Here is a 26,263-nt window from a genome sequence, read left to right as displayed (position 1 = left end):
GCTGGCGGTGTCGCGTTCGACACTGGCGCCCGGCCCGGTGAGCGGGCGCACAACAACAGGAGACACACCCATGCTCGACGCGTCGACCCACGCCGCGCTGGCGCGCGAACTGCACGAAGCGCAGCGCACCCGCGTGCAGCTCGGCCATTTCTCGCTGCGCCATCCCACGATGACCATCGAGGACAGCTATGCCATCCAGGCCGAATGGATGAAGCTGTGCCTGGCCGAAGGCCGCCGCGTCATCGGCCACAAGATCGGCCTGACCTCGCGCGCCATGCAGCTCGCCTCGCAGATCACCGAGCCCGACTACGGCACGCTGCTCGACGACATGCTGCTGCGCGACGGCGCCGAGGTGGAAGCCGCGCGCTTCATCGTGCCGCGCTTCGAGACCGAGTTCGCTTTCATCCTCGCCAGGCCGCTCAAGGGCCCGAACGTGACGCTGTTCGACGTGCTCAACGCCACCGACTACGTGGTGCCCGCGCTGGAATTGATCGACGCGCGCATCGAGCAGTTCGACCGCGAAACCAAGGCCCCGCGCAAGGTGCTCGACACCATCGCGGACAACGCGGCCAACGCGGCCATCGTGATGGGCGGCCGACCGATGAAGCCCGACGCCGTCGACTGGCGCTGGGCCGGCGCGCTGCTGTTCAAGAACGGCGTGATCGAGGAGTCGGGCCTGGGCGCCGCGGTGCTCAACCACCCGGGCAACGGCGTTGCGTGGCTGGCCAACAAGCTCGCGGCCTTCGACCAGGGGCTGGAGGCCGGCGAGACCGTGCTCGGCGGCTCGTTCACGCGGCCGGTGCCCTGCGCGGCCGGCGACGTGTTCCATGCCGACTACGGGCCGCTCGGTTCCATCTCCGTCCGCTTCGTCTGATCATTCTGAAAGTGCACCCATGACAACCCTCGACGTGGCCGGCATCGCCGTGTCCCCCGACCACTACATCGACGGCCGCCGCGTGGCGTCGGACCAGCACTTCGAGTTGCAGAGCCCGATCGACCAGCGCGTGCTCGGCCGCATCGCCGAGGGCACCGCAGAACACGTCGAGGCCGCCATCGTCGCCGCGCAGAAGGCCTTCCCGGCCTGGAGCGCGATGACCGCGGCCGAGCGCAAGCCGCTGCTCGACCGCTTCGCCGAGGAGATCGGCCAGCGCGCCGACGCCTTCTGCGCGCTGGAGAGCAACGACGCCGGCGTGCTGCTTTCGCGCATGCGCCACGGCGTGGTGCCGCGCGCGATGCTCAATATCTCGTGGTTCGCGCAGCACGCACTGACGCTGCAGGACCGGCCCATCGACACCGAGCAGGCCCACCACATCGTGCGGCATGACCCGGCCGGCGTGGTGGTGATCATCACGCCCTGGAACGCGCCGCTGATGCTGTCGACCTGGAAGCTCGGCCCGGCGCTGGCGGCCGGCAACACCTGCATCCTCAAGCCGCCGGAATGGGCGCCGCTGACCTGCTCGCTGCTGGCCGATGCGGCGCATGCGGCCGGCTTGCCGCCGGGCGTGTTCAACGTGGTGCAGGGCACGGGCGCAAGCACCGGTGCCGCGCTGGTGGCCGATGCGCGCATCGCCCGCGTGTCCTTCACCGGCTCGGTGCCGACGGCCAAGGCCATCGCGCAGGCCGCCGGCGCGAACCTCGTGCCCTGCAGCCTCGAGCTGGGCGGCAAGAGCCCGTTCATCGTGCTGGAAGACGCCGACCTCGATGCCGCGGCCGCGACCGGCGCGCTGATGTACCGCAATGCCGGCCAGGTCTGCCTGGCGGGCACGCGCTTCCTGGTGCACGAAAAGGTGGTCGACGCCTTCGTCGCCGCGATGCGTGGCTACGTCGAGAAGCTGATCGTCGGCGACCCGCGCGACGAGGTGACCGAGGTCGGGCCGATCATCCATCCGCGCCAGGTCGAGCGCGTGGCCGGCTTCGTCGACCGCGCGGTGGCGGGCGGCGCACAGGTGCTGTGGGGCGGCGCGAAGCATGCCTTCGGCGCGCAGTACTACCAGCCCACGATGCTCACCGGCCTGAAGCAAAGCGACGAGATCGTGCAGAACGAAGTCTTCGGCCCGGTGCTCACGCTGCAGACCTTCGCCGATGACGACGAGGCCATCGCGCTGGCCAATGGCACCGACTATGGCCTGGGCGGCGTCTGCTACGGCGCTTTGGCGCGCGCCACCGAGGTCGCGCAGCGCGTGCGCACCGGCTTCATCTGGGTCAACAGCTTCGGCATCCGCGACCTGGCCGCGCCCTTCGGCGGCATCAAGCGCAGCGGCGTCGGGCGCGAGGGCGGCGACTGGAGCTTCGAGTTCTTCTGCGACGTCAAGGACGTCGTGGTGCCGAAGAAGCCCTTCAAGGCCAGCTTCAGCCATCGCTGATTTCAAAGGGAGACAAGTCATGGGACAGATCGTTGGCGCCGCCCTGGTGTCGCACCACCCCGGCCTGATGCAGTGCGAGGAGTTCCGCCGCCTCCAGGGCGCGGGCGAGGATTCGGACCTGATCGCCGGCTACGCCCGGCTGCGCACGAAGATCGCCGAGGCCAAGCCGGATGTCGTTGTGCTGTTCGACACGCACTGGTTCACCACCGGCTACCACCTGGTCGATGCCGGCCGGCACTACAGCGGCATGTACACCTCCGACGAGATGCCGTGGTACCTGCACGGTGTGCCTTACGACTACCGCGGCCACCCGCAGCTGGCGCAGGCGATCGAGACGGTGTCGCGCGAACGCGGCGGCTACAACCGCGCGATCTCGCATCCCGACCTCGGCCGGCAGTACCCGACCATCAACCTCGTGAAGCACCTGGGCTTCGAAGAGCCGGCCATGCCCGTCGTCACCGTGAGCTCGTGCCAGAACTGCGAGTGGCCGCACTTCCTGACATCGGGCGAGGCGATCGGCGAGGCCATCGCACGCAGCGACCTGCGCGTGCTGCTCATCGCGTCCGGTGCGCTGAGCCACAAGTTCAACGGCATCGACTGGAAGCCGAACCATCCGCGCATCTTTCACGAGAGCAACGTGTCGCGGCCCGAAAACATCGAGAGCGACAAGCAGGCCATCGAACTGATGAAGCAAGGCCGGCACGATCTGATCCTCGAGCGCTGGGATGGCGACTACCGGCGCAGGCCCTGGGAAGCCTTCGGCGCGCACTATCTGCAAATGCTCGGCGCGATGGGCGGCGCGGCTTGTCGCCTCGAGGGCGAGCCGCTGTCCGCCTACGAGAACGCACGCGGCACCGGGAACATCCACGTCTGGTTCGACACGCAGCGCCTTGCGACCCCGGCGGTGGCCTCATGACGGGCGCGCCCCAGCGCCAGACGGTCGGCGTCACCGGCGCGGCCGGTCAGCTCGGGCAACGGGTGCTGGCCCATCTGAATCGGATCCGGCCGGACGGCATGCAGATTCGGGCCTTCACACGGTCTGATGCACCGCCGAGCGCACTGGCGGCATTGGCCGATGAATTCCGCAGCGCCGACTTCGGCGGATCGGCCGAAGATCTCGCGCGTGCCTTCGCGGGCCTGGACACGCTGCTGCTGGTGTCGGTCGAAGGCGAAGACGACTGGCGCGAAGCGGTGCAAGCGCGCGCAGTGCATGCGGCGGCCCAGGCCGGCGTGCGCCGCATCGTCTACACCAGCTTCTACGATGTCGCGCCGGCCTCGCCTTCGCGGGTGGCCAAGGTTCACCGCAGCACCGAGGAAGCCATCGCACGGACGGGCTGCAAGTGGACGTTTCTCCGCAATGGGCCCTATCTGGACAACGCCGTGCTTCGCATGGCCCATGCGGCCAAACAGGGCCAGGTGTTCCGCATGGCCGCTGGCGATGCCCGCCTGCCTTTCATCGCGCGCGACGACCTGGCCTTTGCCGCCGCGCACGCCCTCGTCGGCGAGGGCCACGACACCTGTGCCTACCGCCTCGGAGGCCCCCGACTTCTGTCCTTCCACGATCTGGCGGGCATCGTCGGCGCCAAGCTGGGGTCGCCGCTGCGCTACGAGGCCATCGACGACAGCGCCTACCAGGCCGAAATGCAGGCGATCTCGCTGGCCCCGGACATGATCTTGCGACGCCTGGCCTACGTGCGGGCGATGCGCGAGGGCTACATGAGCGCACTGAGCCCCGACTTCGAGCGGCTCACGGGGCGACAGCCCCAGGACGCACGCGATGCGGTCGCGGCCATGGACCTGGAGGCCGATCGACCGCTGCATTGATCACTCGCGATTCTTCGATAACCACAAGGAGACAACGATGACAGATCCCGACCGCCGACAGGCGATGCGCACCCTTGCATGCGCAGCGCTCGCGACATTGGCCTTGCCTGCAGGCGCCGCGCCTGCGCACGAGGCCGTTCCCCTCTTGAAGATCATGTTCGGCTATCCGCCAGGGGGCGTGGGTGAACTGGTGACCCGCGGCGTGGGCCAGAAGCTGGTGCCCGACACGGCCAAGGCCGTGATCGTCGAATCGAAGCCGGGTGCGGCGGGCCGCCTCATCATGGAGACGGTGAAGGCCGCGCCGGCAGACGGCTCGGCCGTGCTGGTCACGCCTTCCTCGGTGGTGTCGATGTACCCGCACGTGTACGGCAAGCTGAACTACGACCCGTTCCGCGACCTGATGCCGATCAGCACCATCTGCGAGTTCGTGCACGGCATCGCGGTGGGGCCGGCCGTGCCTGAATCGGTCAAGACGCTGCCGGACCTGCTGGGCTGGTTCAAGGCGAACCCCGACAGGGCGAGCGTGGGCAATCCCGGCGAAGGCTCGCTGCCGCATTTCCTGACGCTCCTGCTGGCGCGCGCCAGCGGCCTGAAGCTCGAAGCGATCGCCTATGCCGGCGGCCCGCCCGGTGTGAAAGACACGCTCGGCGGACAGGTGCCCGCCATGATCGCGACCGAAGGCCAGTTCGCCGCTTACCTGCACGACGGAAAGCTGCGCATGCTTGCCACATCGGGCCGTCAGCGCTCGCGCTTCTCGCCGCAGGTCCCCACGTTCTCGGAGCAGGGCATCGCCACCATCCAGGTCAGTGAATGGATCGGCATGTTCGCGCCCGCCAAAACGCCAGCGCCGGTCGCCGATCGCCTGAGCGCCGCCGTGCGTGAAGCACTGCTGCAGACCGATTTGGTCGAGAAATTCGCCGCCTACGCGATCCACCCCGTCGGCAGCAGTCCGGAAGAACTCGGTCGACGCCTGAAGGCGGACTACGACTTCTGGGGCCCCACCATCAAATCCACCGGCTTCTCGCCGCTGTCCTGAGGACGATCATGAACTTCGAGTTTCCGCTCAACGAACTGCCGGCCGTGATGCGCGGCCCGCGCGTCGAGCGTCGCCGCGTGCTGGTCGGCGGCAGCGCCTTCTGGGGCACGGTGGTGGAAGAGGGTCCCGACGCGGGCAAGCTGCGGCTCGACGACGGACGATTGCTCGATGCCGATGTGCAGAGCTACCTCCCGCCGGTGTCGCCCAGCAAGATCATCGCGGTGCACATCTCGTACAGCTCGCGAAGTTTCGAGACGCGCAACAAGCCGAAGCCGACCGAGACGCCGACCTACTTCACCAAGCCGCCGACGGCGCTCAACGGCCACGGCGGGCAGATCCTGAAGCCCGCCGATGTGAAGTACCTCAACTACGAGGGCGAGTACGCGGTGGTCATCGGCAAGACCTGCCGCAACGTGACGCCCGACGAGGCCTGGGATTTCATCGAAGGCTTCTGTCCCGCGCTCGACATGGGCCTGCAGGATTTTCGCGACACCGACCAGGGCTCGATGCTGCGCGTGAAAGGTGCCGACACGCTGCTGCCCATCGGCCCCGGCATCGTGCGCGGCGTCGACCTGTTCGCGCAGACCTTGCGAACAACGGTCAACGGCCTGGTCGTGCAGGAGGCGGCCATCGGCGACGAGACCATCTGGGGCCCGCACTACGTGATCGCCGACATCGCACGCCACATCACGCTGGTGCCCGGCGACGTGATCCTGATGGGAACGCCCTGCCATTCGCGCTCGGTCGATGCAGGCGACGTGGTGGCCTGCGAGATCACCGGCATCGGCCGGGTCGAAGGCACGGTGGTCGCCATCGATGCGCCGCGCGCCAGCGCGCTGGGCGTAGGCCATGCACCGACCGACACGCCGGAGGTGCGACGCGTCGCGCTGGGCTTCGACGAGCGCGTACCGGAGTGCTTCAAGGACAACCTGCAGCGCGCGAAGGGCGAGCGGGCTGCAAAAGGCGAGGGCATCGCGGCGCCTTAAAATACGCCCCGCGTTGCAGGCGTCCCGGCTGCAGCGCGTTTTTATTTCACCGGGGCCATGTCGAGGAACACCATGTACAAAAACCTCGTGGCCGCGCTCGCGGCTGCCTGTTGCTTTTCGTCTCCCGCGTTTTCACAACCCGCCGCGGCGGTCACGCCACCGCTGAAGATCGGCTTCGTCTATGTGGCGCCGTTGGCCGACGCCGGCTGGGTGCACCAGCACGATGAGGGCCGCAAGGCCGTCGAGGCCGCGCTGGGCGCCAAGGTGAAGACCACCTTCGTCGAGAACGTGCCCGAGGGCGCCGACGCCGAACGCGTGATCCGCGACCTCGCCCAGCAGGGCAACAAGCTCATCTTCACGCCCAGCTTCGGCTACATGGAGCCGACCCTGAAGGTGGCGAAGGACTTCCCGGACGTGAAGTTCGAATCGGTCACCGGCTACAAGACCACGCCCAACGTCGCGGCCGCCAATGCGCGCTACTACGAAGGCCGCTACCTGGCCGGTGTTGCCGCGGGTCGCATGACGAAGACGCACGTGGCCGGCTACGTCGCGGGCTTCCCGATCCCCGAGGTGCTGCAGGGCATCAACGCCTTCACGCTGGGCATGCGCTCGGTCGACCCGAAGGCGCGGGTTTTGGTCGTGTGGCTCGACGCCTGGTTCGATCCGCCGAAGGAACGCGATGCGGCGATGACGCTGTTCAACCAGGACGTCGACGTGATCGCCTTCCACACCGGCTCGACGGCGGTGATGGCGGCGGCGCAGGAGCGCGGCAAGCTGGCCGTGGCCTACCACTCCGACATGCGCAAGGTCGCGCCCGACGCGCAGATCGTCGCGGTCACGCACCAGTGGGGCGGCTACTACACGCAGCGCGCCCGCGCGGTGCTCGACGGCAGCTGGAAGCCCGGCACCGTGTGGGGTGGGGTGAAGGAGGGGATGATCCGCGTCGGCGACTTCGGCCCGAAGGTGCCCAGGACGGTGCAGGACGAGGTGCTGGCGCGCCAGCAGGACATCGCCGCCGGCAAGCTGCGGCCCTTCGCCGCCGTGGCCGCCGACGTGCGCGACAACGAAGGCCATGTCGTGATCGCCAAGGGCAGTGCGCTCACCGACGACCAGATCCTGAAGATGAACTGGCTCGCCGAGGGCGTGCAGGGGCGCGTGGCGCGCTAGCCGAGCCGTTCGACCACGAAGTCGACGAAGGTGCGCAGCTTGGCGCTGGGCCGCGCTTCGGGCAATCGAATGATGTGCACCTGGCGCGTCGGCAGCGCCCAGTCGGGCAGCAGCTGAACCACCTGGCCCGAGGCCAGGGCGGGGCCGAGCAACGCATCGGCCTGCACGATCACCCCCACGCCTGCCATGGCGGCAGCCAGCAACGCTTGCCCGTTGTTGGTGGTGAGCGGCCCGCGTACCGGCACATGCACGGTCTGGCCGTCGCGCGTGAAGCGCCATGAATGGTTTGGGCCCCAGGTGGCAAAGCCCAGCAGCGGGAAGGCTTCGAGGTCTGATGGATGTCGGGGCTGTCCGTGTTGCGCGACCCAGGCCGGGCTGGCAGCCACGAACATGCGCGACAACGCGAGCGGACGCGCGATAAGCCGTTCGTCGACCGCCGCCCCGGAGCGGATGCCGCAGTCGAAACCCTCTTCGGCCAGGTCGACCACGCGGTCGTTGAGCACCAGGTCCACCTTCACCTGCGGATAGGTGGCGATGTAGTCGCCGATCACCGGCGTGAGCCGGTGCGCGCCATAGGCCACCGGCGCGGTGACCCGCAGCACGCCCTGTGGCATGGCGCGCAGCGATTCGGCCACGCCGTCGGCCATGTGCACGCTGGCCAACACGTCGCGGCAGCGTTCCAGGTAGGCCGTGCCGATCTCGGTGAGCGCGTGGCGGCGCGTGGTTCGCTCCAGCAGGCGCGCCCCCAGCTGCGCTTCGAGCGCGCGAATGTGCTTGCCGACCATCACCGCCGACAGGTCGAGCGCCTCCGCCGCAGCGGCGAAGCTGCCCGCGTCGACCGTGGCGACGAAGACTTCCATGGCGCGGAGCTTGTCCATATTGATAACTCTTGGTTTCGAATGACCGAACCAGATGGTAATTTATCGAACCGATGGTTCGCAAAACAATGGCCGCTTCCTAATTCACTTTGGCGGGGTTCTCCATGAAGGTTCTTGTTGTGGGCGCGACAGGCGCTGTTGGCAGCGCGGTGGCACAGGTGCTGGCCGCACGCGGGCACGAGGTGGTGCGTGTGGGCCGTACGCGCGGCGACCTGCACGTTGACATCACGAGCGACGCCAGCGTCGATGCGCTGTATGCGACGGTCGGGCGTGTCGATGCGATCGTCTCGGCGGCGGGTGGCCTGTTCTTCGGGCCGCTGGTCGAGATGACGCCGGCGAACTTCAATGTCGGCCTGCAGGAAAAGCTGCTGGGCCAGGTGCGGCTCGCGTTGCTTGGCCAGCATGTGTTGCATGACGGTGGCTCGATCACCTTGACCACCGGCGTCGCGGCCGACGACCCGGTTCGCGGGGGAGGCAATGCGGCCGCCGTGAATGCGGCCGCCGTGAATGCGGCTGTCGAGGGTTTCGTGAAAGGCGCAGCGATCGAGCTGTCGCGTGGCCTGCGCATCAATGCGGTGAGTCCGACCTTGCTGACCGAATCATTGGCCGCGTATGGCGCGTTCTTTCCCGGCGTTGAAACCGTGCCGGCCGCGCGCGTGGCGCTGGCCTACGTGCGCAGCATCGAAGGACCGCTGACGGGGCGTGTGTTTCGCGTGTGGCAATGAGCAGGCGAATCCGGCGGGTCGGCGCGCTGCTCGCGCTCGCCACGACGGCGGCCATCGCCGCACCGCCTGTCGTACAGGCGCTGCCCGAAGACTGGTACCCGGAGAGCGTGGCCATCGGCTCGAACGGCACGCTTTACGTCAGCAGCTGGCGCCAGGGCGCGGTCGCTCGGCTGAAGCCCGGTGTGGCGCCGAAGGCCGAAGTGCTGGTGAAGCCAGGCAGCAACGGACTGGCGAACGGTCAGGGCGTGCTGGTGGACACCCAACACCAGGCCCTGTGGGTCTGCTCGGGCAACAGCGGCTTCACCACCGTGCCGCAGACGCCGAGCGCGCTCAAGCGCTACGACCTGGCCACCGGTGCGCCGCGCGCGAGCTATGCGATGCCCGACGAGGGCTATTGCAACGATCTGGTGCAGGACGCACGGGGCAATCTCTATGTGACGGATTCCTTTCATCCGCGCGTGCTGCGGCTTGCGCCTGGCGCCACTGCGCTCACGGTCTGGAAGGAAGACCCGGCGTTGGCCGGAGAAGGGCCGTACAAGGGCCCGAACGGCATTGCCATCGATGGGCGCGATGTCTACGTGAGCCTGGTGGCCGCGACGCCTCACCTGCTGCGCATCGGTCTCGGCGCTGACGGACAGGCTGGCGAGGTCACGCGCATCGAGGCACCGCGCACGATGAAGAACGTCGATGCGATCCGCGCCTGGAAGCCCGGCCGGCTGGTGCTGTTCGAGAGCAATGCCTTCGGTGGCGGGCCGTATGGCGGACAGATCACCGTGGCGCGCATCGACGGCACGAAGCTCGGTTTGCATACCGTGGTGACGGGGCTCAACGACCCGTCGTCTGGCGCCGTGCGGGGCGACCGCGTCTATTTCATCGAGTCGAAGTACGGGCTGCTGACCCGTCGCAAGGACGGTGACCCGCCCGTGCCGGCCGGCGTGCCCTTCGACATCCAGTCGCGCGCGCTGCCGCCGCGGTGAGTACATTTCGGCAATAGCATTCATATGCGCATGGAAATTGCGGCGACGCGGGGCTGGATTACCCTCCGCAGCCACGATGAAAAAAGCCTACCGCGCCTCCCTCCTGCGATTCGACGACGCCGGTCGTCCCCTGTTCGACGAAGACGGCCTGCTGGTCGTCGCGCCCGATGCCACTGGCCGCCAGCGCGTGGTCGATGCGGGCCCCCACGCCGCCGTGGCGCCGAAGCATCCCGATGCGGTCGTCACGCACTGGCCGGGCCGCATTCTGGCGCCGGGCTTCGTGGACATGCACATCCACTTTCCGCAGACCGACATCATCGGCGCGCCGGCCGACGGGCTGCTGCCCTGGCTGGAGAACTACACCTTTCCGGCTGAGAGCCGCTTCGCCGAGGCCGCGCATTCGGCGGCGGTCGCCGAAGTGTTCTTCGACGAACTGCTGCGCAACGGCGTGACCACGTCGCTGACCTTCGCGACCTCGCACGTCGCGTCGGTGCAGGCCTTTTTCGAAGCGGCGCAGAAGCGGCAGCTGCGCATGATCACCGGCAAGGTGCTGCAGGACCGCCATTCGCCCGACGGCGTGCGCGACGAGACGGCGCAGAGCCTGATCGACACTGAGTCGCTCATCCAGCAATGGCACGGCGTCGATCGCCTGGGCTACGCCATCACGCCGCGCTTCGCGCCGACGAGCACCGACGCGCAGCTGCGCGGCGCCGGCGAACTGGCGGCGAAGTACCCCGACACCTGGATCCATTCGCACGTCGCCGAGAACAAGGACGAGGTGACCTGGGCGCGTGAACTGTTCCCGCATGCGCGTTCGTATCTGGAGGTCTACCACGGCTTCGGCTTGATGCGCGAGCGCGCCGTGTACGCGCACTGCATCCACTTCGACGACGACGACCGCCGTCTGATGCGCGCCACGCAGACGGCCACGGCCGTGAGCCCGACCAGCAACCTGTTCCTGGGCAGCGGCTTCTTCGACTTCGAAGGCGCCGACCGCATCGGCTACCGCTACGGCCTGGCGAGCGATGTGGGCGGCGGCACCAGCTTCAGCCCCTTCGCGACCATGATGGCCGCCTACTACGTCGGCCGCGAAGGCCAGACCAAGCCGGGCATCAGCATCGCGCCGTCCGAACTCTGGTGGCGGCACACCGGCGGCGCAGCCGAGGCATTGGGGTTGGCGGGCGTGATCGGCAACCTGCAGCCGGGTTGCGAGGCCGACTTCGTGGTGATCGACCCCAAGGCCACGCCGCTGCTGGCGCGCAAGACCGGGCTGGCGGCCAACCTGGAAGAACTGCTGTTCGCGATGATCGTGCTGGGCGACGATCGGTTGATCGAGCGCACGGTGATCTCGCAGGCGCTGCCGGGCTGATGGGGCGGGCGGCGTGGGCTGCCTAGAATGGCGGCCCCGAGGAAGGACCCTGACATGACCATCAAGAGCGACAAGTGGATTCGGCGCATGGCCGAGCAGACCGGCATGATCGAGCCCTTCGAGCCCGGCCAGATCCGCGAGCGCGACGGCCACAAGATCATCAGCTACGGCACGTCGAGCTACGGCTACGACATCCGCTGCGCGCCCGAATTCAAGGTCTTCACCAACATTCACAGCACGGTGGTCGACCCGAAAAACTTTGACGAGAAGAGCTTCGTCGACATGCAGGGCGACTACTGCATCATCCCGCCCAACAGCTTCGCGCTGGCGCGCACCGTCGAGTACTTCCGCATTCCGCGCAACGTGCTGACCATCTGCCTGGGCAAGAGCACCTATGCCCGCTGCGGCATCATCGTCAACGTCACCCCCTTCGAGCCCGAATGGGAAGGCTACGTGACGCTCGAGTTCAGCAACACCACGCCGCTGCCGGCCAAGATCTACGCGGGCGAAGGCTGCGCCCAGGTGCTGTTCTTCGAGAGCGACGAGGTCTGCGAAGTCAGCTACAAGGACCGCGGGGGCAAGTACCAGGGGCAGAGCGGTGTGACGCTGCCGAAGGCCTGAGCGCCTGCCGCCGGGCTGCCGGGCGGCGTCCGATTCGCTGCCCGGCTCTGGTCCTACAACAGCTCGCGCTCTCCAACCCGGCTAGCCGCGGCGGCGCACGGCACCATCCCCACCCAATCGCACACGCCGTGCGATGCCGAGGAGGAGCCGATGTCGAACCCCACAGAATCCCCGGGCGCAGAGCGCCCCATGACGCCGTACCGCTGGCTGCTGGCCGCGGCGCTGCTATCGATCATGCTGGCGCAGATGACCGCCATGGTGATGGTCACCCGTTCGCAGGTGCTGCGCGCCGAGGTGCGCGACGCGGCGGAACGCACGCCCGGCCGCACGACCGCCGTGGCATCGTCCAAGGACGCACCGGGCGTCGATGCCTCTGGTAACGGTTTGATGACGGTCGGCCTCGCCAGCGCGCGCTGAACGCGTACGATCGCGCGACGGCCGCCACGCAGGCGATTGCCAAGGAGAGCGTCATGAGGTGGGAAGGCAACGAACAGTCGGACAACGTCGAAGACCGCCGCAGCGGTGGAGGGGGCGGTGGTGGCTTCCCGATCGGCGGGCGCAGCGTCGGCATCGGCACGGTGGCCGTGGCACTGATTGCAGGCTGGATCTTCGGCATCAACCCGCTCACCGTTCTCGGCCTGCTCAGCGGCGAGGGCGGTGCCCCGCAGGTGCAGCAGCAGGGCCCGGCGCAGAAGCCGCCGCCCGATGACCGCGAAGCGGCTTTCGTTTCCACCGTGCTCAAGAACACCGAGGTCGTCTGGACCCAGGCGTTCCAGCAGAGCGGCGGCACTTATCAGGCACCGCGCCTGGTGCTGTTCCGCGGCGCCACACCGACCGCCTGCGGCACCGGCCAGTCGGCCATGGGGCCCTTCTACTGCCCCGGCGACAAGAAGGTCTACATCGATCTGGGTTTCTTCGACACGCTCAAGCGCGAGCTCGGCGCTCCCGGCGAGTTCGCCCAGGCCTACGTGATCGCGCACGAGGTCGGCCACCACGTGCAGGACGAACTCGGCATCACGGCGAAGGTCGACGGCATGCGCGGGCGTCTCAGCCAGACGCAGAACAACGCGATCAGCGTGCGGGTCGAACTGCAGGCCGACTGCTTCGCCGGCGTGTGGGCGCACCATTCGCAGCAGTCCAAGCAGTGGCTCGATCCGGGCGACATCGAGGCGGCGATGAATGCGGCGCAGAAGATCGGCGACGATGCGCTCCAGCGTTCCGCGGGCCGAGCGATAGTGCCCGACAGTTTCACCCATGGCACCAGCGCGCAGCGCCAACGCTGGTTCGGCACCGGCTACAAGACCGGCAACATGAAGGCTTGCGACACCTTCAGCGCCAACCAGTTGTAGCGTCGACGCAGCGGCCTCGGGCTGCTCTTGAATCGATAGCAATTCGGCCGGTCACCGCACTGTCATTGCCGTCTTTTGCCGCGGTGCGACAATAGCCGGCTTCATGACAAGCTCCTTTTCCAATCTTTCGCTGGCAGAACCGCTGGCGCGCGCCGTGGCCGAAATGGGCTACGAGACCATGACGCCGATCCAGGAGCAGGCCATTCCGGTCGTGTTGTCCGGGCAGGACGTCATGGGCGCCGCCCAGACCGGTACCGGCAAGACGGCCGCCTTCTCGCTGCCCCTGCTGCAGCGGATGCTCAAGCACGAGAACAGTTCGACCTCGCCCGCGCGGCACCCGGTGCGTGCGCTGGTGCTGCTGCCCACGCGCGAGTTGGCCGACCAGGTCGCCCAGCAGGTCAAGCTGTACGCCAAGTACACCAACCTGCGTTGCGCCGTGGTGTTCGGCGGCATGGACATGAAGCCGCAGACGCTGGAGTTGAAAAAGGGCGTCGAGGTGCTGGTCGCCACGCCCGGCCGCCTGCTTGACCACATCGAAGCCAAGAACGCGGTGCTCAACCAGGTCGAGTACGTGGTGCTCGACGAGGCCGACCGCATGCTGGACATCGGCTTCCTGCCCGACCTGCAGCGCATCCTGAGCCACCTGCCCAAGCAGCGCACCACGCTGCTGTTCTCGGCCACCTTCTCGCCAGAGATCAAGCGTCTGTCGGCGAGCTACCTGCAGGACCCGGTGACGATCGAGGTGGCGCGGCCGAACGAAACCGCGTCGACCGTCGAGCAGCGCTTCTTCAGCGTGAGCGACGATGACAAGCGCCGCGCGCTCAAGCAGATTGTCCAGCAGCGTGGCATCACGCAGGCCTTCGTCTTCGTCAACAGCAAGCTGGGCTGTGCCCGGCTGGCGCGTTCGCTGGAACGTGAGGGTCTCAAGACCACCGCACTGCACGGCGACAAGAGCCAGGACGAACGCCTGAAGGCGCTCGATGCCTTCAAGAAGGGCGAAGTCGACCTCTTGGTGTGCACCGACGTCGCGGCCCGTGGCCTGGACATCAAGGACGTGCCGGCGGTGTTCAACTTCGACATCCCGTTCAACGCCGAAGACTATGTGCACCGCATCGGCCGCACCGGCCGTGCCGGCGCTTCGGGCCTGGCGGTGAGCTTTGCAAGCGGCGGCAACGACGCCCGCCTGGTCGCGGACATCGAAAAGCTGATCAAGACAAAGATCGAGCTCGAGCCGATGGAGTTCGAGGAAGACCGCCCGCGTGGCCGCATCAACGACGGTCGCCGCCATTGGCGCGAAGAGGGCGAGGCCGAGGCCGGCGATACGCGCGAGGTGCTCGACACGCTGGAAGCGCCGCGTGAGCGCGCCGAGCCGTCGCGCGAGCAGCGTGCGGCCGATACGCGCTCGCCGCGCGGCGGTGGCCGTCCGCACCGTGCGCCGTCTGCCTCGCGGGACCCCTTCTTCGAGCAGCCCTACGAGGCACCCGAGCGCGAAGCCGCCCCCACATGGGAAAGCACCGCCAAGGGCGGACCCGCACGCGGCATCTCGAGCAACATCAAGCCCAAGCGCAAGGTGGCCGCGCTGTTCAAGAGCAGCGAGCCGAGCTGATCCGCGCTTGTGCTGAATGAACGACGGGCCCCTCGGGGCCCGTTGTGTTTTCAGATGACCTTGAAGTGATGCGTGCCGTCGCGCGCCAGTTGCTCGACCAGGCCGAATTCCCAATCGAGGTAGGCCTGCATGGCCTCCGGCGACGCGTCCGTGCCTTCATAAGGGCGGCGATAACGCTGCGCACCCACCGTGTGAGCAACCGATGGCGCACCGGTTTCGCTCAACGCGCTGGCGGGTGCCACCGGATCGACCACGACCACCTCCCAGCCCATCTGAGCGAGCCACGAGGCCGTCATCGAAGCCCGCACGCCGTCGTCGTCGGCCAGCACGATGCGTGCGCCGCGCACCGGCACGTGGTGGTCGGTTTCCTGCACCAGCTGTCCGCCGGGCGCGCTGGCGAAGCCGGGCAGATGACCGGCGGCGTATTCCTCGGGCGTGCGCACGTCGCAGCGATAGACGGTGCGCGCGGGCGATTCGAGCGTGGCGAGTGCATCCAGCGCAACCCAGCGCACGCCGGCGCGTTCGGCCACGGCGCGGGCCGCGGCCTGCGCCTCGGCACGGTGGTCGGCACTGACTTCGGGCGCCTGGCGCGTCGCGCCGGTGTCGAGCACCTGGCCGGCCAGCTTCCAGCCGATGGTGCCGTTGCGCAGGGCCGCCACTGGGTTCGGCAGGCCGGCGTTCACCAGCGACTGGGTGCCGATGATGCTGCGCGTGCGGCCGGCGCAATTGACGATGACCTGCGTCTTCGGGTCCGGCGCGAGCGCGCGGGCACGCAGCACCAGCTCGGCGCCGGGCACGCTGGTGGCGGTCGGGATGCTCATGGTGCGGTACTCGTCGAAGCGGCGGGCGTCGAGCACCACCACGTCGGCCTTCGCGTCGATCAGCGCCTTCACTTCCTGCGCCGACAGCGAGGGCGTGTGCCGTTCGTGCTCGACCAGCTCGCCGAAGGACTTGCTCGGCACGTTGACGTCACGGAACAGCTCGCCGCCGGCGGCGCGCCAGCCTTCGAGCCCGCCTTCGAGCGCATGGACGTTCGTGTAGCCCAGCGCCGCGAAGCGGTCGGCCGCGGCCGGCACGCGGTCGACGCCGTCCTGCTCGCCATACAGCACGATCAACGTGTCGCGTCGCGGAATGCGTCGCGCCGCATCGCGTTCGATCAGCGCGAGCGGCAGGTTCGCCGCCCACAGCGGGTGCGCCTGCGCGAACGGGTGTTCCTCGCGCAGGTCGATGAGCGCGATCTCGTCGCGGGCCAGCAGGTGCCGGCGGACGTCGGCGAAGGACAGCGTGGAGAAAGTCGAGGAGGTCGCGAGGGTCATGCGTTGCGCAGCTCGGCGGAGCGGTCCCACAGGTTGGGAAGCAGGGTGTTCGAATAGCCGGACACGAAGGGCTTGCGCCCGCCTTCGGCCGGGTAGGTGTGGCGCCGCACCGCGCCGATGTTGGCGCCGTAGACGTGGATGCTGACCGACACGCGGTCGTCGAATACGTTGCGCACGCGGTGCACGTCGCCGGCGGTGGGGGACACCGCCTCGACGTCGCCGGGCGCGAGCCGCACCGGCCCGCCCTGCGGCACCGCACGGCCGTCGTGTTCGACGTAGGCCTGGCTTTCCTCCGCGCCGCGCAGCATGCCGATCAGGCCCCACACCGTGTGGTCGTGCACCGGCGTGGCCTGGCCCGGCCCCCAGACGAAGCTGACGACCGAGAAGCGCTCGGTCGAGTCGGCATGCAGCAGGTGCTGCTGGTAGTAGGTCGGGTGCGGCTGTGCGAAGGCCTCGGGCAGCCAGTCGTCGCGGGCGACCAGCGTGCGCAGCAGGGCACCGCCTTCGGTGAGGATGCGCGGCTCGTCGGGCTGGCCGTCGAGCAACCTGCCGAAGGCCGTCACGAAATCGCGCAGCGGTGCGAGGGGGGAGGTCTCGATCGTGGACGTCATCCGCCGATTCTCACGACTTCAGCGCCGCCTTGCCCGCCGCCACCAGCACTGCGTCGTTCTGCGGCGTGTGGATGCGGCTGCACAGCACGTCGCGGTGGTGGCGCTCCAGCGGGTTCTGGCGCGACAGGCCGTGGTTGCCGCTCAGTTGCAGGGCGATCTCGACCGCGCGGATCGCGTTCGCCGTCACGTCGTACTTCAACAGGCCGCTGTCGGTGGCCGACGGCGTGCGGCCGGCATCGACCTCGGCGCTGGCGTGGTCCAGCAGCACGCGGTTGGTGCGCAGCAGCGCCTGGATCTCGCCGACCTGCTCCTGTACCCGCGGCAGGCTGGCCAGCGGCGCGCCGAGGCTGCCGGGAGCGCGCGCCTGCAGGAAACCGATCAGCCAGGCCTCCGCCGCGTGCGCGACGGCATCGTAGAGCGACCCGAGCAGCACGACCATCCAGGCCTGCTGCTGGGCGTAGGCGTCGATGTCCGCCGCGCTGCCGTTGCCGGGAATCCATGCCTCCGGTGCGCGCAGGTCGACCGCGTGGTCGAGCGGGATCTTCGCGTCCTCGAACACCACCTCGTGGCTGCCCGACGCGCGCAGCCCCAGGTGGTCCCAGCTCTCGATCACGCGAATGCCGGGCGCATCGCGCGGCACCAGGAAGATGCCGACCTGCGGCACCGGGTCGTCCGTGCGGCCCCACACCGACAGCCAGCGCAGGCCCTCGATGCCGGTCGTGTAGAGCTTGTGGCCATTGATCGTCCAGCCTTCCGCCGTGCGCGTGCCCACGGTGCCCGGCAGGCCGCCGCGTGCCGGCGAGCCCAGCGCGGGTTCCACGCGCAGGGCGTTGATGAGTGCGCCGTGCGCCGCCGTGTCGCGCGCCACGCGCTCGCGCAGGTGGCGCGGCCAGCGGCTGTCGGCGCGGCCGATCGCCTGGTGCTGCAGGTAGGTCATGGTGAGGATCAGTGCCGTCGCCGGCTCGCCGCGCGCCACGGCGCCGATCACGCGGCGCGCCTCGGCCAGCGTGGCGCCGCGTCCGCCGTGAACGACCGGCACCGTGAGCCCGACCAGGCCGTGGCGCTGAAGCGTCGCGAAATTGTCGTGCGGGAAGCGGCCTGCGCGGTCATGGTCGGCCGCCGTCGCGGCGAACTGTTCGCTGAGCTGGGCCAGCAGGGCACCGTCGATGGGCTGGCGGGGATTGGCCGATGGAGGGAGGGTCGTGGCGACGGGCGCAGGCCGGGGCGGGGCAATGGAACTCATGGCCGCCACGGTAGGCCCCGGCACCTTGCTGGCCAACAAAGTTTCTCACCTATCGATGTGCGTTTTTCTGCGTTGGGATTCGGTCGCCCGCGGCTTACGGTCTCGCTCCTGTCATCCATCGAACTCCCGGAGCCTTGCCCATGCCATCCCGAACATCCGACGCCTGGTCGCGCCGCACCTGGTTGCAGGGCGCCGCCGCCACGGCGATCGGCGCCAGCCTGCCGTTCGCCACGCACGCCGCCCCGCCGGCATCGCCCGCCACCGACCTCTCGGGCCTGACCTTGCGCGTCGCTGTCTACAAGGGGGTGTGGCGCGCGCTGCTGCAGGCGGCGGGTGAGGCGAACACACCCTACAAGATCGACTGGCGCGAGCTCAACAACGGCGTGCTGCACATCGAGGCCCTCAACGCCGATGCGCTCGACATCGGCTCGGGCAGCGAGATCCCGGCGACCTTCGCCGCGCGGCAGAAGGCCAACGTGCGCTTCATCGCCGCCTCGCACGAGGACCTGAACAACCAGGTCACGCTGGCGCGCAAGGACGCGCCCGTCCAGAAGATCGCCGACCTCAAGGGCAAGCGCGTGGGCTATGTGCGCGCGACCACGTCGCACTATTTCCTGAGCAAGCAGCTGGCCGAAGCGGGGCTCAGCTTCGACGACATCCAGGCGGTGAACCTCACACCGGCCGACGGCCTCTCGGCCTTCGCGCGAGGCGACCTCGATGCCTGGGCCATCTACGGCTACAACGGCCAGATCGCGCGCACCCGGTACGGCGCGCGCACCATCAAGACCGGCAAGGGCTACCTGTCGGGCAACTTTCCCGTCTACGCCAACCCGCGCGCCATCGACGACCTGCGCCGCCACGCGGCCATCACCGACTACCTGCTGCGCGTGCAGCGCGCCTACGCCTGGGCCAACCGCAACTACCTCGCCTATGCGAAGGCGCAGTCGGCCGAAACCCGCGTACCGGTGGGCGACCTGGTCGAGCTCTTCAACGGCCGCAGCGACGACTACGCACTCGGCCCGGTGACCGAGGCCATCGTGCGCAGTCACCAGGACGTGGCCGACACCTTCCAGCGTCTGGGCGTGCTCGACGGGCCCGCCAAGGTCGCGCCCTTCTGGGACCGCAGCTTCGACCGCGCGCTGGCCGCCGGCGCGCGCGGCTTGTCGGCTGCCTGATCCTTTTGATCATTTCCAAGAACCATCGAACGAGGACCCCCATGAGCCACGACAGCCCCATCGAATTCATCGGCATGATCCAGACCCAGAAGGTCTCGGAGATCCACGCGGCCAAAGGCCCGGCGATCGACCGCGACTACGTGCGGGCCTTCGCCCAGGCGCACGAAGCGGCCGGCTTCGACCGCATCCTGGTGCCGCACCATTCGACCGGCCCCGACGCGACGCTGACCGTCGCCTACGCCGCGTCAGTCACCGAGCGCATCCACTTCATGCTGGCGCATCGGCCCGGCTTCGTGTCGCCCACGCTGGCGGCGCGGCAGTTCGCGTCGCTCGACCAGTTCAGCGGCGGCCGGCTGGCGGTGCACTACATCTCGGGCGGCTCCGACGAGGAGCAGCGGCGCGACGGCGACTGGCTCGATCACGACCAGCGCTACGCACGCACCGACGAATACCTCGAGGTGCTGCGCAAGGTGTGGACGGCCGACAAGCCCTTCGACCACCAGGGCGCGCACTACCACGCCGAGAAGGCCTTCTCGGAGGTCAAGCCGGCGCAGACATTGAATGGCAAGCCGCACGTGCCGGTGTACTTCGGCGGTGCATCTGCGGCCGCCATTCCCGTGGCGGGCAAGCATGCGGACGTGTACGCGCTGTGGGGCGAGTCGCTCGACCAGGTGCGCGAGCTCACCGGCCGCGTGCGGGCCGAGGCCGCCAAGCACGGGCGCAGCGTGCGCTTCTCGGTGTCGTTCCGGCCGATCCTGGCCGAGACCGAGGCGAAGGCTTGGGCCCGCGCCGACGCCATCCTGGCCGAGACGAAGCGCCTGCGCGTGGTGCAGGGCTTCGGCCGCGGTGGGCCGCAGCAAAGCGAAGGCGCCAAGCGCCTGCTGGCCGCGGCGGAAAAGGGCACGCGGCTCGACAAGCTGCTGTGGACCGCCGTCGCGCAGGAGATCGGTGGACGCTCCAACAGCACCGCATTGGTCGGTACGCCCGAGCAGGTGGCCGACGCGCTGCTCGACTACTACGACCTGGGCGTGACCACCTTCCTCATCCGCGGTTTCGACCCGCTGGAAGACGCGACCGACTTCGGCCGCGAACTGATCCCGCGCACGCACGCGCTGGTGGCCCAGCGTATCGCTGCGAAGAGGAAAGCCGCATGAGCGCCGTTCTGTCGATCGACCGGGCTTCGCAGTTGAAGCTGAATCCGAACCCCAAGCAGAAGTTCTGGTTCGACACGCCGCCGCGCCGTACCAGCGTCGAGGCCGAGCGCCGCCATCGCCAGGAGCGGCTGGCGGGCGCCTTCCGCCTGTTCGCACGCTTCGGCTTCGCGCAGGGCCTGGCCGGCCACATCACGGCGCGCGACCCCGAGCTGACCGACCACTTCTGGGTCAACCCGCTGGGCGTGCACTTCTCGCGCATCAAGGTGTCGGACCTGCTGCTGGTCAACGCGAAGGGCGAGACCGTGATCGGCGACCGGCCGCTCAACAAGGCCGCCTTCGCGATCCATGCGGCCATCCACGAGCACAACCCGACGATCATCGCGGCGGCCCACACGCACTCGACCTACGGCAAGGCCTGGTCGACGCTCGGCCGAAAGCTCGACACGCTGACGCAGGACAGCTGCGTGTTCCACGGCGATGTCGCGCTGTTCGACGACTTCACCGGCATGGTGGTGGACGGCAGCGAAGGCGAGCGCATCGCAGAAGCCCTGGGCGACGGCAAGGGTGCGATCCTGAAGAACCACGGCATCCTGACCGCCGGCCCGACGGTCGAGGCCGCCGCCTGGTGGTACATCGCGCTCGACAACGCCTGCCACACGCAGTTGCTGGCCGAAGCCGCCGGCGCGCCGCAGCCCATCGACGAGGCGACCGCGCGGCATACGCACGGCCAGATCGGCGGCCCCGAGGGCGCGCTGCATTCCTTCGAGAGCCTGTACGAAGGCCTCGTCGAAGCCGAACCCGAACTGCTCGACTGACCACGACCTGCGGAGAACCCATGATCCATTCCCTGTCCCGCCGCAGCGTGCTGCGCGCCAGCAGCGCGGCCGCCATCGTCGCCTCCAGCGGCCTCCTCGCCTCGCGTGCCTGGTCGCAGCCGCGCAAGCTCACCTTCGCCTGGAACGCCACGGCCTTCTGCCTGTCGCCCGTGGTGGTGGCGCAGGAGCGCGGCTACTTCGAGAAGAACGGCCTGCAGGTCGACCTGATCAACTACACCGGCTCGACGGACCAGTTACTGGAGTCGCTCGCGACGGCCAAGGCCGATGCCGCGGTCGGCATGATCCACCGCTGGCTCAAGCCGCTGGAGTCGGGCTTCGACGTGAAGATCGTCGGCAGCTCGCACGGCGGCTGCGTGCGGCTGGTGGGGGTGAAGGAAGCCGGCATCACCGACCTGCAGAAGCTCAAGGGCACGACCATCGGCGTCTCGGACATCGCGAGCCCGGGCAAGAACTTCTTCTCGATCCTCTTGAAGAAGAACGGCATCGACGCCGACAAGGACGTGACCTGGCGCCAGTACCCGGCCGACCTGCTCGACATCGCGGTGAACAAGGGCGAGATCCAGGCGATTGCCGATGGCGACCCGACGCTCTACCTGATCGAGAAGCGCAACAAGGGCCGCTACGTCGAGCTCGCGTCGAACCTGTCGGGCGAATACAAGGACAAGGTCTGCTGCATCGTCGGTGCCCGCGGCGAGCTGGTGCGCAAGGACAAGCCGACGGTGGCCGCGCTGGTGCGATCGATCGTGCAGGCGTCGGACTTCGTCGCCGAGAACCCCAACGAGTCGGCCAAGCTCTTCGCCAAGTACTCGCCCAAGGTGCCGGTGGAAGACCTGCAGGCGCTGCTGGGCACGCTCACGCACGGGCATCACCCGACGGGCAAGAGCCTGCGCGACGAGGTCGAGTTCTATGCGCGCGACTTCCGGTCGGTGGGCGTGCTCAAGGCGTCGACCGATCCGGTGAAGCTGGCGAACCACGTGTCGGTGGACGTGCTGGCATGACGACCGCCGATCAGCTTTTCGGTAGACGTGTCGAACGAGCGGCGCCGTTGCCGGCTCGGTCGCCCGTAGCAACCGCCACGGCCGTTCCCGCATCGCTGCAGGACGTCGTCGCCACCGGCCTCTGGCGCACCGGCATCGTCGCGGCCCTGGCCTGGTTCGCCTTCGGCGCGCTCACGCTCACCTGGCCGAACAAGGAAGTCGGCTTCAGCGACTGGGCCTTCACGACCGAGCTCGGCATCGTCGCGCTGGTCGTGGGCCTGGTGCTGTTGGGTGTCGCATTGCTCGGTTCGCATGCAGGCCGCGTCGGCCGAACGCTGCGTCCGGCAGGCCAATGGCTCATCGCCGCGCCGCTGCTGCTTGCGCTGTGGGAAACGCTGACGGCCAAACTCGGCGCGCTGCCGCCACCCTTCTTCGCGCCGCCGCAGAGCCTGATCGACGTGGCCTACGAAGACTGGGCGCGGCTGGGCCTGTCGACCGCGCATTCGCTGCGGCTGCTGGCCCACGGTTTCGTGCTCGGGGCGCTGGTGGGCTTCGGCACGGGCGTGTGGATCGGCTGGTCGCGCATCGCGGGCTACTGGGTGCATCCGGTGCTGCGCTTCCTCGGGCCCGTGCCCGCGTCGGCGCTGCTGCCGTTGGCCTTCTTCTTTGCGCCGTCGAGCTATGCGGCGGCGGTGTTCCTGGTCGGGCTCGCGACCTTCTTCCCGGTGGCGGTGCTCACCTGGTCGGGCGTGGCCTCGGTCAACAAGAGCTACTACGACGTGGCGCGCACGCTCGGTGCATCGGAATGGTTCCTCGTGCTGCGCGTGGCGATTCCCGCCGCACTGCCGCAGGTCTTCGTCGGTCTCTTCATGGGCCTGGGCGCTTCGTTCTCCGTGCTGGTGACGGCCGAGATGATGGGCGTGAAGGCCGGCCTGGGCTGGTACCTGCAGTGGGCGCAAGGCTGGGCCGCCTACGCCAACATGTACGCGGCGCTGCTGGTGATGGCGGTGCTGTGCTCGGGGCTGATCACGCTGCTGTTCACCGTGCGCGACCGCGCGCTGTCCTGGCAGAAGGGGACGGTGAAATGGTGAGCGTCGCATCGGCATCCGTCGCGAGCGAAGCGGCCACCGCGCCGGGCGGCGCGCGCATCGACATCGAAGGCGTCAGCCACTGGTTCAAGCAGCAGGGCGGCGTGCTGCAGGTGCTCGACGGCATCGACCTGCAGGTGCAGCCCGGCGAGTTCGTCGCGCTGCTCGGCCCCAGCGGCTGCGGCAAGTCGACGCTGCTGCGGCTGGTCGCCGGGCTGGAGCCGGCCACCACCGGCCGCATCGCGCAGGACGGCGAGCCCATCACCCGGCCCGACCCGTCGCGCATCGTCGTGTTCCAGGACCCGACGCTGTACCCGTGGCGCACGGTCTGGGACAACGTCGCGCTGGGCCTGCAGGCGCGTGGGCTGCTGAAGACGCAGCGCTCGCGTGTCGACGATGCGCTGGCGCTGGTCGGCCTCACCGATTTCGCCAAGAGCTTTCCGCACCAGCTCTCGGGCGGCATGGCGCAGCGCGTGGCGCTGGCGCGTGCGCTGGTCAACGACCCGCAGTTGCTGGTGCTCGACGAGCCGCTCGGCAAGCTCGATTCGCTCACGCGCATCGCGATGCAGAGCGAGCTGGTCAACCTGTGGCAGCGCGCCGGCTTCTCGGCGCTGCTGGTGACGCACGACGTGGAAGAGGCGCTGTTTCTCGCCAACCGCGTGATCGTGCTGAGCGACCGCCCCGCGCGCATCGCGGCGGAGCTGGTGGTCGACCTGCCGTACCCGCGGCATCGCGGGCATCCGCGGCTGGCGCAACTGCGGCACGAAGCGTTGCGGCATCTCGGGCTGGACGCGACCTGGTGACGGGGGCGGACGACGGCTGGCTCAACGCGCTGATCGGGCTGCTGCAAGGCGCGCAGGTCGCGGTGCTGCAGGCGCTCGCGGCGCTGGGCCTGGCCGGTGCGGCCCACGGGCAACCGGCGTGGCCGTGGGCGTTGAAGCTCTCCGGCGAGAACCTGCTGATCGACCTGGGCCAGGCGCGGCGGCTCGCCGGCAGCCTGGCCGTCATCGCGCTGGTCGTCGTCCTGTTGCTGCTGGCCTGGGTCTGGCGACGCCGGCGGGTGGGGGTGCTCGTCGCCGTCCCCTTGCTGCTGCTGGTTGCGCCCTGGCCGGATGCACGTGTCCTCTGGGTGCCGGCAACGCCCGCGAGCTTCCATCGTTCGCCGAGCGGTTTCACCGTGCAGTCGATCGCGCAGGGTCGCACGCTCTATGCGCAGCACTGCGTGGGTTGCCATGGTGCGGACGGGCGCGGGCAGGGGGTGCTGGCCAATGGTCGCTCGATGTCACCGCCGAACCTCGCGGGCTCGCTGCTGTGGCGGCGTGCGGACGGCGATCTGCTGTGGCACGTGATGCACGGCATGCGCGGCCGTGACGGTGCGACCAGCATGCCGGCCTTCGGCGAACGCTTGCGCGTCGACGAGGCCTGGGCACTGATCGATTTCATGAAGGCGCAGGCGGCGGGCGAGACCTTGCGCACGACCGGCGTCTGGGCATTGCCTGCGGCGCTGCCCGATGTCGTGGTGCGCTGCGAAGGCCAATCGCCACGTCGCCTCGCGAGCTGGCGCGGGCAGCGCGTGCGCATCGTGGCGCAGGACGACGCACCCGCCGACAAGCAGGCGCCGCTCGAAGACCCACGGCTCGTGACCGTGCGGCTCGCGCCGGACGCGCAGGCCGCGTCACGCGATGGCGCCGGCTGCGTGGTCGACGCGTCCGAGGCCACCGACGCCTGGGCCGCCTTCGCTTTGGTCACCGGTGCCTCATCGCTGGCCGGCACCACGCTGATCGCCGACCGCGACGGCTGGCTGCGCGCGCGCAGCCGTCCCGGCCAGGCCGGCTGGTCGGACGACGACCTGCTGTGCCGCACCGACGCCGCGCCGCGTCCGGCACAGCCCGTCGTTGTTGCCGATGGGCTGGGCGCGCTGATCGCCCGCATGGACGCGCAGCCGGTGCGCTACGTCAAGGGCGGCTTCGTCCACTGAATCACTCGTTCCAAAGGAGAAACCATGTCCCCCATTTCCCGTCGCCAATTCGTCGTCCGCACGCTCGGTGCCAGTGCGGCGCTGGCGCTGCCTGCCATCGGCCTCGCGCAGGCGCGCCCGTTGCTCAAGGCCGGCGACCAGAAGGGCGGCCTGCGTGCCTTGCTCGAAGCCGCCGGCGCGCTCGAAGGCGTTGGCTACGACATCCAGTGGTCGGAATTCCCGGCCGCGGCGCCGCTCGCCGAAGCGCTCAACGCGGGCGCGGTCGACTCCGGGCCGATCGGCGATGCGCCGCTGATCTTCGCGCTGGCCGCTGGCACGCGCGTCAAGGCAATCGGCGCCAATCGATCCGACGCCTACGGCACGGCGGTGCTGGTGCGGCCCGATTCGACGCTGAAGAACGCGGCTGACCTGAAGGGCAAGAGCGTCGCCACCAACCGCGGCTCGATCGGCCACTACGTCACGCTCAAGGCGATCACGCGCGCCGGCCTGAAGCCGGAGGACGTGAACATCCGCTTCCTCGCGCCGGCCGATGCCAAGCTCGCGCTCACGCAGGGCTCGGTCGATGCCTGGGCGACCTGGGAGCCTTACACTGCACTCGCCGAGGTGAGCGGCCATGCGCGCGTGCTGGTGAGTGGGCGCGACCTGCTGCCGGGGCTGAGCTACCTGGCAGCGACCGACGCGGCGATCGCATCGAAGCGCCCGGTGCTGCAGGACTTCTTGCAGCGCGTGGTGCGTGCGCAGGACTGGTCGAATCGCAACGTCGACACCTATTCGGCCGCGCTGGCCCGCATCATCGGCATCCCGCCGGAGGCCGCGAAGCTGCAGTTCGCGCGCCGACAGCAGAAGTGGGTGCCGATCGACGCCCAGGTCGTTGCCGACCAGCAGGGCACGGCGGACTTCTACCGGCAGGTCGGGCTGATCAAGCAGCCGCTCGACGTGAAGAGCACCTTCGACACCGGCTTCGCTCTCGTCGCAGGCTGACGG

At 69.0% G+C, this 26,263-nt stretch carries 26 protein-coding genes; 22 read left to right on the top strand and 4 right to left on the bottom strand.

All coding sequences use genetic code 11. The features are described 5' to 3' along the window. Positions 1–70 precede the first annotated feature (70 nt). The 7 genes from hpaH to ACSFBE_RS10425 all read left to right on the top strand — a co-directional run bounded on the left by hpaH (position 71) and on the right by ACSFBE_RS10425 (position 7,376). Positions 71–874, top strand: coding sequence for a 2-oxo-hept-4-ene-1,7-dioate hydratase (hpaH, locus tag ACSFBE_RS10455; protein ID WP_435490307.1), 804 nt, complete (start codon positions 71–73; stop codon positions 872–874). A gap of 19 nt (positions 875–893) precedes the next feature. Next, positions 894–2,363 carry an aldehyde dehydrogenase family protein gene (locus ACSFBE_RS10450; protein WP_435490306.1) on the top strand — a complete coding sequence of 490 codons (1,470 nt, stop codon included), beginning with the start codon at positions 894–896 and terminating at the stop codon, positions 2,361–2,363. Positions 2,364–2,382: 19 nt separating this feature from the next. After that, positions 2,383–3,279 carry a DODA-type extradiol aromatic ring-opening family dioxygenase gene (locus ACSFBE_RS10445; RefSeq protein WP_435490305.1) on the top strand — a complete coding sequence of 299 codons (897 nt, stop codon included), beginning with the start codon at positions 2,383–2,385 and terminating at the stop codon, positions 3,277–3,279. Continuing rightward, positions 3,276–4,187, top strand: coding sequence for an NAD(P)H-binding protein (locus ACSFBE_RS10440; protein ID WP_435490304.1), 912 nt, complete (start codon positions 3,276–3,278; stop codon positions 4,185–4,187). The genes ACSFBE_RS10445 and ACSFBE_RS10440 overlap by 4 nt, the downstream gene beginning before the upstream one ends. A gap of 37 nt (positions 4,188–4,224) precedes the next feature. After that, positions 4,225–5,223 carry a tripartite tricarboxylate transporter substrate-binding protein gene (locus ACSFBE_RS10435; RefSeq protein ID WP_435490303.1) on the top strand — a complete coding sequence of 333 codons (999 nt, stop codon included), beginning with the start codon at positions 4,225–4,227 and terminating at the stop codon, positions 5,221–5,223. Between the two features lie 8 nt (positions 5,224–5,231). Continuing rightward, positions 5,232–6,209, top strand: coding sequence for a fumarylacetoacetate hydrolase family protein (locus ACSFBE_RS10430; protein ID WP_435490302.1), 978 nt, complete (start codon positions 5,232–5,234; stop codon positions 6,207–6,209). Between the two features lie 72 nt (positions 6,210–6,281). Further along, positions 6,282–7,376: a BMP family ABC transporter substrate-binding protein gene (locus ACSFBE_RS10425; RefSeq protein WP_435490301.1), complete on the top strand. Its 1,095-nt coding sequence runs from the start codon at positions 6,282–6,284 to the stop codon at positions 7,374–7,376. Here ACSFBE_RS10425 and ACSFBE_RS10420 read toward each other — a convergent pair. After that, positions 7,373–8,254: a LysR family transcriptional regulator gene (locus tag ACSFBE_RS10420; protein ID WP_435490300.1), complete on the bottom strand. Its 882-nt coding sequence runs from the start codon at positions 8,252–8,254 to the stop codon at positions 7,373–7,375. The two genes, ACSFBE_RS10425 and ACSFBE_RS10420, sit on opposite strands and share 4 nt — an antisense overlap. Positions 8,255–8,358: 104 nt before the next feature. On the opposite strand from ACSFBE_RS10420, the gene ACSFBE_RS10415 reads away from it, so the two are divergent. From ACSFBE_RS10415 to ACSFBE_RS10385, 7 genes are all read left to right on the top strand, one after another. Next, a complete protein-coding gene (locus ACSFBE_RS10415; RefSeq protein WP_435490299.1) occupies positions 8,359–8,979 on the top strand; it encodes a short chain dehydrogenase in 621 nt (206 codons plus the stop codon). Then, positions 8,976–9,956 (top strand): SMP-30/gluconolactonase/LRE family protein, encoded by a 981-nt coding sequence (locus tag ACSFBE_RS10410; RefSeq protein ID WP_435490298.1) that lies wholly within the window; start codon positions 8,976–8,978, stop codon positions 9,954–9,956. Before ACSFBE_RS10415 ends, ACSFBE_RS10410 begins: the two co-directional genes overlap by 4 nt. Before the next feature lie 76 nt (positions 9,957–10,032). Beyond that, on the top strand, positions 10,033–11,325 hold the full coding sequence (gene guaD, locus ACSFBE_RS10405) for a guanine deaminase (RefSeq protein WP_435490297.1): 1,293 nt from the start codon (positions 10,033–10,035) through the stop codon (positions 11,323–11,325). Between the two features lie 54 nt (positions 11,326–11,379). Further along, positions 11,380–11,946 carry a dCTP deaminase gene (gene dcd, locus ACSFBE_RS10400; RefSeq protein ID WP_435490296.1) on the top strand — a complete coding sequence of 189 codons (567 nt, stop codon included), beginning with the start codon at positions 11,380–11,382 and terminating at the stop codon, positions 11,944–11,946. A 150-nt stretch (positions 11,947–12,096) separates the two neighbouring features. Further along, on the top strand, positions 12,097–12,363 hold the full coding sequence (locus ACSFBE_RS10395) for a hypothetical protein (RefSeq protein WP_435490295.1): 267 nt from the start codon (positions 12,097–12,099) through the stop codon (positions 12,361–12,363). Between the two features lie 53 nt (positions 12,364–12,416). Next, positions 12,417–13,295: a KPN_02809 family neutral zinc metallopeptidase gene (gene ypfJ / locus ACSFBE_RS10390; RefSeq protein WP_435490294.1), complete on the top strand. Its 879-nt coding sequence runs from the start codon at positions 12,417–12,419 to the stop codon at positions 13,293–13,295. A 103-nt stretch (positions 13,296–13,398) separates the two neighbouring features. Beyond that, positions 13,399–14,901: a DEAD/DEAH box helicase gene (locus tag ACSFBE_RS10385; protein WP_435490293.1), complete on the top strand. Its 1,503-nt coding sequence runs from the start codon at positions 13,399–13,401 to the stop codon at positions 14,899–14,901. A gap of 50 nt (positions 14,902–14,951) precedes the next feature. On the opposite strand, the gene ACSFBE_RS10380 is transcribed toward ACSFBE_RS10385, so the two are convergent. The 3 genes from ACSFBE_RS10380 to ACSFBE_RS10370 are packed head-to-tail and all read right to left on the bottom strand — an operon-like array spanning position 14,952 to position 18,071. Continuing rightward, a complete protein-coding gene (locus ACSFBE_RS10380) occupies positions 14,952–16,217 on the bottom strand; it encodes a rhodanese-like domain-containing protein (protein ID WP_435490292.1) in 1,266 nt (421 codons plus the stop codon). Continuing rightward, positions 16,214–16,828: a cysteine dioxygenase family protein gene (locus tag ACSFBE_RS10375; protein ID WP_435490291.1), complete on the bottom strand. Its 615-nt coding sequence runs from the start codon at positions 16,826–16,828 to the stop codon at positions 16,214–16,216. Before ACSFBE_RS10375 ends, ACSFBE_RS10380 begins: the two co-directional genes overlap by 4 nt. 10 nt (positions 16,829–16,838) lie before the next feature. After that, positions 16,839–18,071 carry an acyl-CoA dehydrogenase family protein gene (locus ACSFBE_RS10370; RefSeq protein ID WP_435490290.1) on the bottom strand — a complete coding sequence of 411 codons (1,233 nt, stop codon included), beginning with the start codon at positions 18,069–18,071 and terminating at the stop codon, positions 16,839–16,841. A 140-nt stretch (positions 18,072–18,211) separates the two neighbouring features. Here ACSFBE_RS10370 and ACSFBE_RS10365 point away from each other — a divergent pair, with 140 nt between their 5' ends. The 8 genes from ACSFBE_RS10365 to ACSFBE_RS10330 are packed head-to-tail and all read left to right on the top strand — an operon-like array spanning position 18,212 to position 26,260. After that, the gene (locus ACSFBE_RS10365; RefSeq protein ID WP_435490289.1) at positions 18,212–19,246 is read left to right on the top strand and encodes an ABC transporter substrate-binding protein; all 1,035 of its coding nucleotides are present in this window, start codon (positions 18,212–18,214) and stop codon (positions 19,244–19,246) included. A 41-nt stretch (positions 19,247–19,287) separates the two neighbouring features. Beyond that, positions 19,288–20,400 (top strand): LLM class flavin-dependent oxidoreductase, encoded by a 1,113-nt coding sequence (locus ACSFBE_RS10360; RefSeq protein ID WP_435490288.1) that lies wholly within the window; start codon positions 19,288–19,290, stop codon positions 20,398–20,400. Then, the gene (locus tag ACSFBE_RS10355) at positions 20,397–21,215 is read left to right on the top strand and encodes a class II aldolase/adducin family protein (protein WP_435490287.1); all 819 of its coding nucleotides are present in this window, start codon (positions 20,397–20,399) and stop codon (positions 21,213–21,215) included. Before ACSFBE_RS10360 ends, ACSFBE_RS10355 begins: the two co-directional genes overlap by 4 nt. 20 nt (positions 21,216–21,235) lie before the next feature. Beyond that, positions 21,236–22,234, top strand: a complete 999-nt coding sequence (locus ACSFBE_RS10350; protein WP_435490286.1) for an ABC transporter substrate-binding protein — start codon at positions 21,236–21,238, stop codon at positions 22,232–22,234. After that, the gene (locus ACSFBE_RS10345) at positions 22,231–23,304 is read left to right on the top strand and encodes an ABC transporter permease (RefSeq protein ID WP_435490285.1); all 1,074 of its coding nucleotides are present in this window, start codon (positions 22,231–22,233) and stop codon (positions 23,302–23,304) included. Before ACSFBE_RS10350 ends, ACSFBE_RS10345 begins: the two co-directional genes overlap by 4 nt. Continuing rightward, a complete protein-coding gene (locus ACSFBE_RS10340) occupies positions 23,298–24,104 on the top strand; it encodes an ABC transporter ATP-binding protein (protein ID WP_435490284.1) in 807 nt (268 codons plus the stop codon). The genes ACSFBE_RS10345 and ACSFBE_RS10340 overlap by 7 nt, the downstream gene beginning before the upstream one ends. After that, complete coding sequence (locus ACSFBE_RS10335; protein ID WP_435490283.1) at positions 24,101–25,279, top strand: c-type cytochrome; 1,179 nt, start codon at positions 24,101–24,103, stop codon at positions 25,277–25,279. Before ACSFBE_RS10340 ends, ACSFBE_RS10335 begins: the two co-directional genes overlap by 4 nt. 24 nt (positions 25,280–25,303) lie before the next feature. After that, a complete protein-coding gene (locus tag ACSFBE_RS10330; RefSeq protein ID WP_435490282.1) occupies positions 25,304–26,260 on the top strand; it encodes an ABC transporter substrate-binding protein in 957 nt (318 codons plus the stop codon). The last annotated feature ends 3 nt before the right edge of the window (positions 26,261–26,263 follow it).

It is taken from the genome of Variovorax sucrosi, assembly GCF_051216635.1.
GTDB lineage: Bacteria > Pseudomonadota > Gammaproteobacteria > Burkholderiales > Burkholderiaceae_C > Variovorax.
Note: the sequence above shows the minus strand (reverse complement) of the source record. Positions and strands in the feature narration are given on the sequence as shown.

Bases quoted from the DNA above. Each gene is read 5' to 3' on its own strand.
- hpaH (WP_435490307.1), top strand. From the start codon at position 71: ATGCTCGACGCGTCGACCCACGCCGCGCTGGCGCGCGAACTGCACGAA.
- ACSFBE_RS10450 (WP_435490306.1), top strand. From the start codon at position 894: ATGACAACCCTCGACGTGGCCGGCATCGCCGTGTCCCCCGACCACTAC.
- ACSFBE_RS10445 (WP_435490305.1), top strand. From the start codon at position 2,383: ATGGGACAGATCGTTGGCGCCGCCCTGGTGTCGCACCACCCCGGCCTG.
- ACSFBE_RS10440 (WP_435490304.1), top strand. From the start codon at position 3,276: ATGACGGGCGCGCCCCAGCGCCAGACGGTCGGCGTCACCGGCGCGGCC.
- ACSFBE_RS10435 (WP_435490303.1), top strand. From the start codon at position 4,225: ATGACAGATCCCGACCGCCGACAGGCGATGCGCACCCTTGCATGCGCA.
- ACSFBE_RS10430 (WP_435490302.1), top strand. From the start codon at position 5,232: ATGAACTTCGAGTTTCCGCTCAACGAACTGCCGGCCGTGATGCGCGGC.
- ACSFBE_RS10425 (WP_435490301.1), top strand. From the start codon at position 6,282: ATGTACAAAAACCTCGTGGCCGCGCTCGCGGCTGCCTGTTGCTTTTCG.
- ACSFBE_RS10420 (WP_435490300.1), bottom strand. From the start codon at position 8,254: ATGGACAAGCTCCGCGCCATGGAAGTCTTCGTCGCCACGGTCGACGCG.
- ACSFBE_RS10415 (WP_435490299.1), top strand. From the start codon at position 8,359: ATGAAGGTTCTTGTTGTGGGCGCGACAGGCGCTGTTGGCAGCGCGGTG.
- ACSFBE_RS10410 (WP_435490298.1), top strand. From the start codon at position 8,976: ATGAGCAGGCGAATCCGGCGGGTCGGCGCGCTGCTCGCGCTCGCCACG.
- guaD (WP_435490297.1), top strand. From the start codon at position 10,033: ATGAAAAAAGCCTACCGCGCCTCCCTCCTGCGATTCGACGACGCCGGT.
- dcd (WP_435490296.1), top strand. From the start codon at position 11,380: ATGACCATCAAGAGCGACAAGTGGATTCGGCGCATGGCCGAGCAGACC.
- ACSFBE_RS10395 (WP_435490295.1), top strand. From the start codon at position 12,097: ATGTCGAACCCCACAGAATCCCCGGGCGCAGAGCGCCCCATGACGCCG.
- ypfJ (WP_435490294.1), top strand. From the start codon at position 12,417: ATGAGGTGGGAAGGCAACGAACAGTCGGACAACGTCGAAGACCGCCGC.
- ACSFBE_RS10385 (WP_435490293.1), top strand. From the start codon at position 13,399: ATGACAAGCTCCTTTTCCAATCTTTCGCTGGCAGAACCGCTGGCGCGC.
- ACSFBE_RS10380 (WP_435490292.1), bottom strand. From the start codon at position 16,217: ATGACCCTCGCGACCTCCTCGACTTTCTCCACGCTGTCCTTCGCCGAC.
- ACSFBE_RS10375 (WP_435490291.1), bottom strand. From the start codon at position 16,828: ATGACGTCCACGATCGAGACCTCCCCCCTCGCACCGCTGCGCGATTTC.
- ACSFBE_RS10370 (WP_435490290.1), bottom strand. From the start codon at position 18,071: ATGAGTTCCATTGCCCCGCCCCGGCCTGCGCCCGTCGCCACGACCCTC.
- ACSFBE_RS10365 (WP_435490289.1), top strand. From the start codon at position 18,212: ATGCCATCCCGAACATCCGACGCCTGGTCGCGCCGCACCTGGTTGCAG.
- ACSFBE_RS10360 (WP_435490288.1), top strand. From the start codon at position 19,288: ATGAGCCACGACAGCCCCATCGAATTCATCGGCATGATCCAGACCCAG.
- ACSFBE_RS10355 (WP_435490287.1), top strand. From the start codon at position 20,397: ATGAGCGCCGTTCTGTCGATCGACCGGGCTTCGCAGTTGAAGCTGAAT.
- ACSFBE_RS10350 (WP_435490286.1), top strand. From the start codon at position 21,236: ATGATCCATTCCCTGTCCCGCCGCAGCGTGCTGCGCGCCAGCAGCGCG.
- ACSFBE_RS10345 (WP_435490285.1), top strand. From the start codon at position 22,231: ATGACGACCGCCGATCAGCTTTTCGGTAGACGTGTCGAACGAGCGGCG.
- ACSFBE_RS10340 (WP_435490284.1), top strand. From the start codon at position 23,298: ATGGTGAGCGTCGCATCGGCATCCGTCGCGAGCGAAGCGGCCACCGCG.
- ACSFBE_RS10330 (WP_435490282.1), top strand. From the start codon at position 25,304: ATGTCCCCCATTTCCCGTCGCCAATTCGTCGTCCGCACGCTCGGTGCC.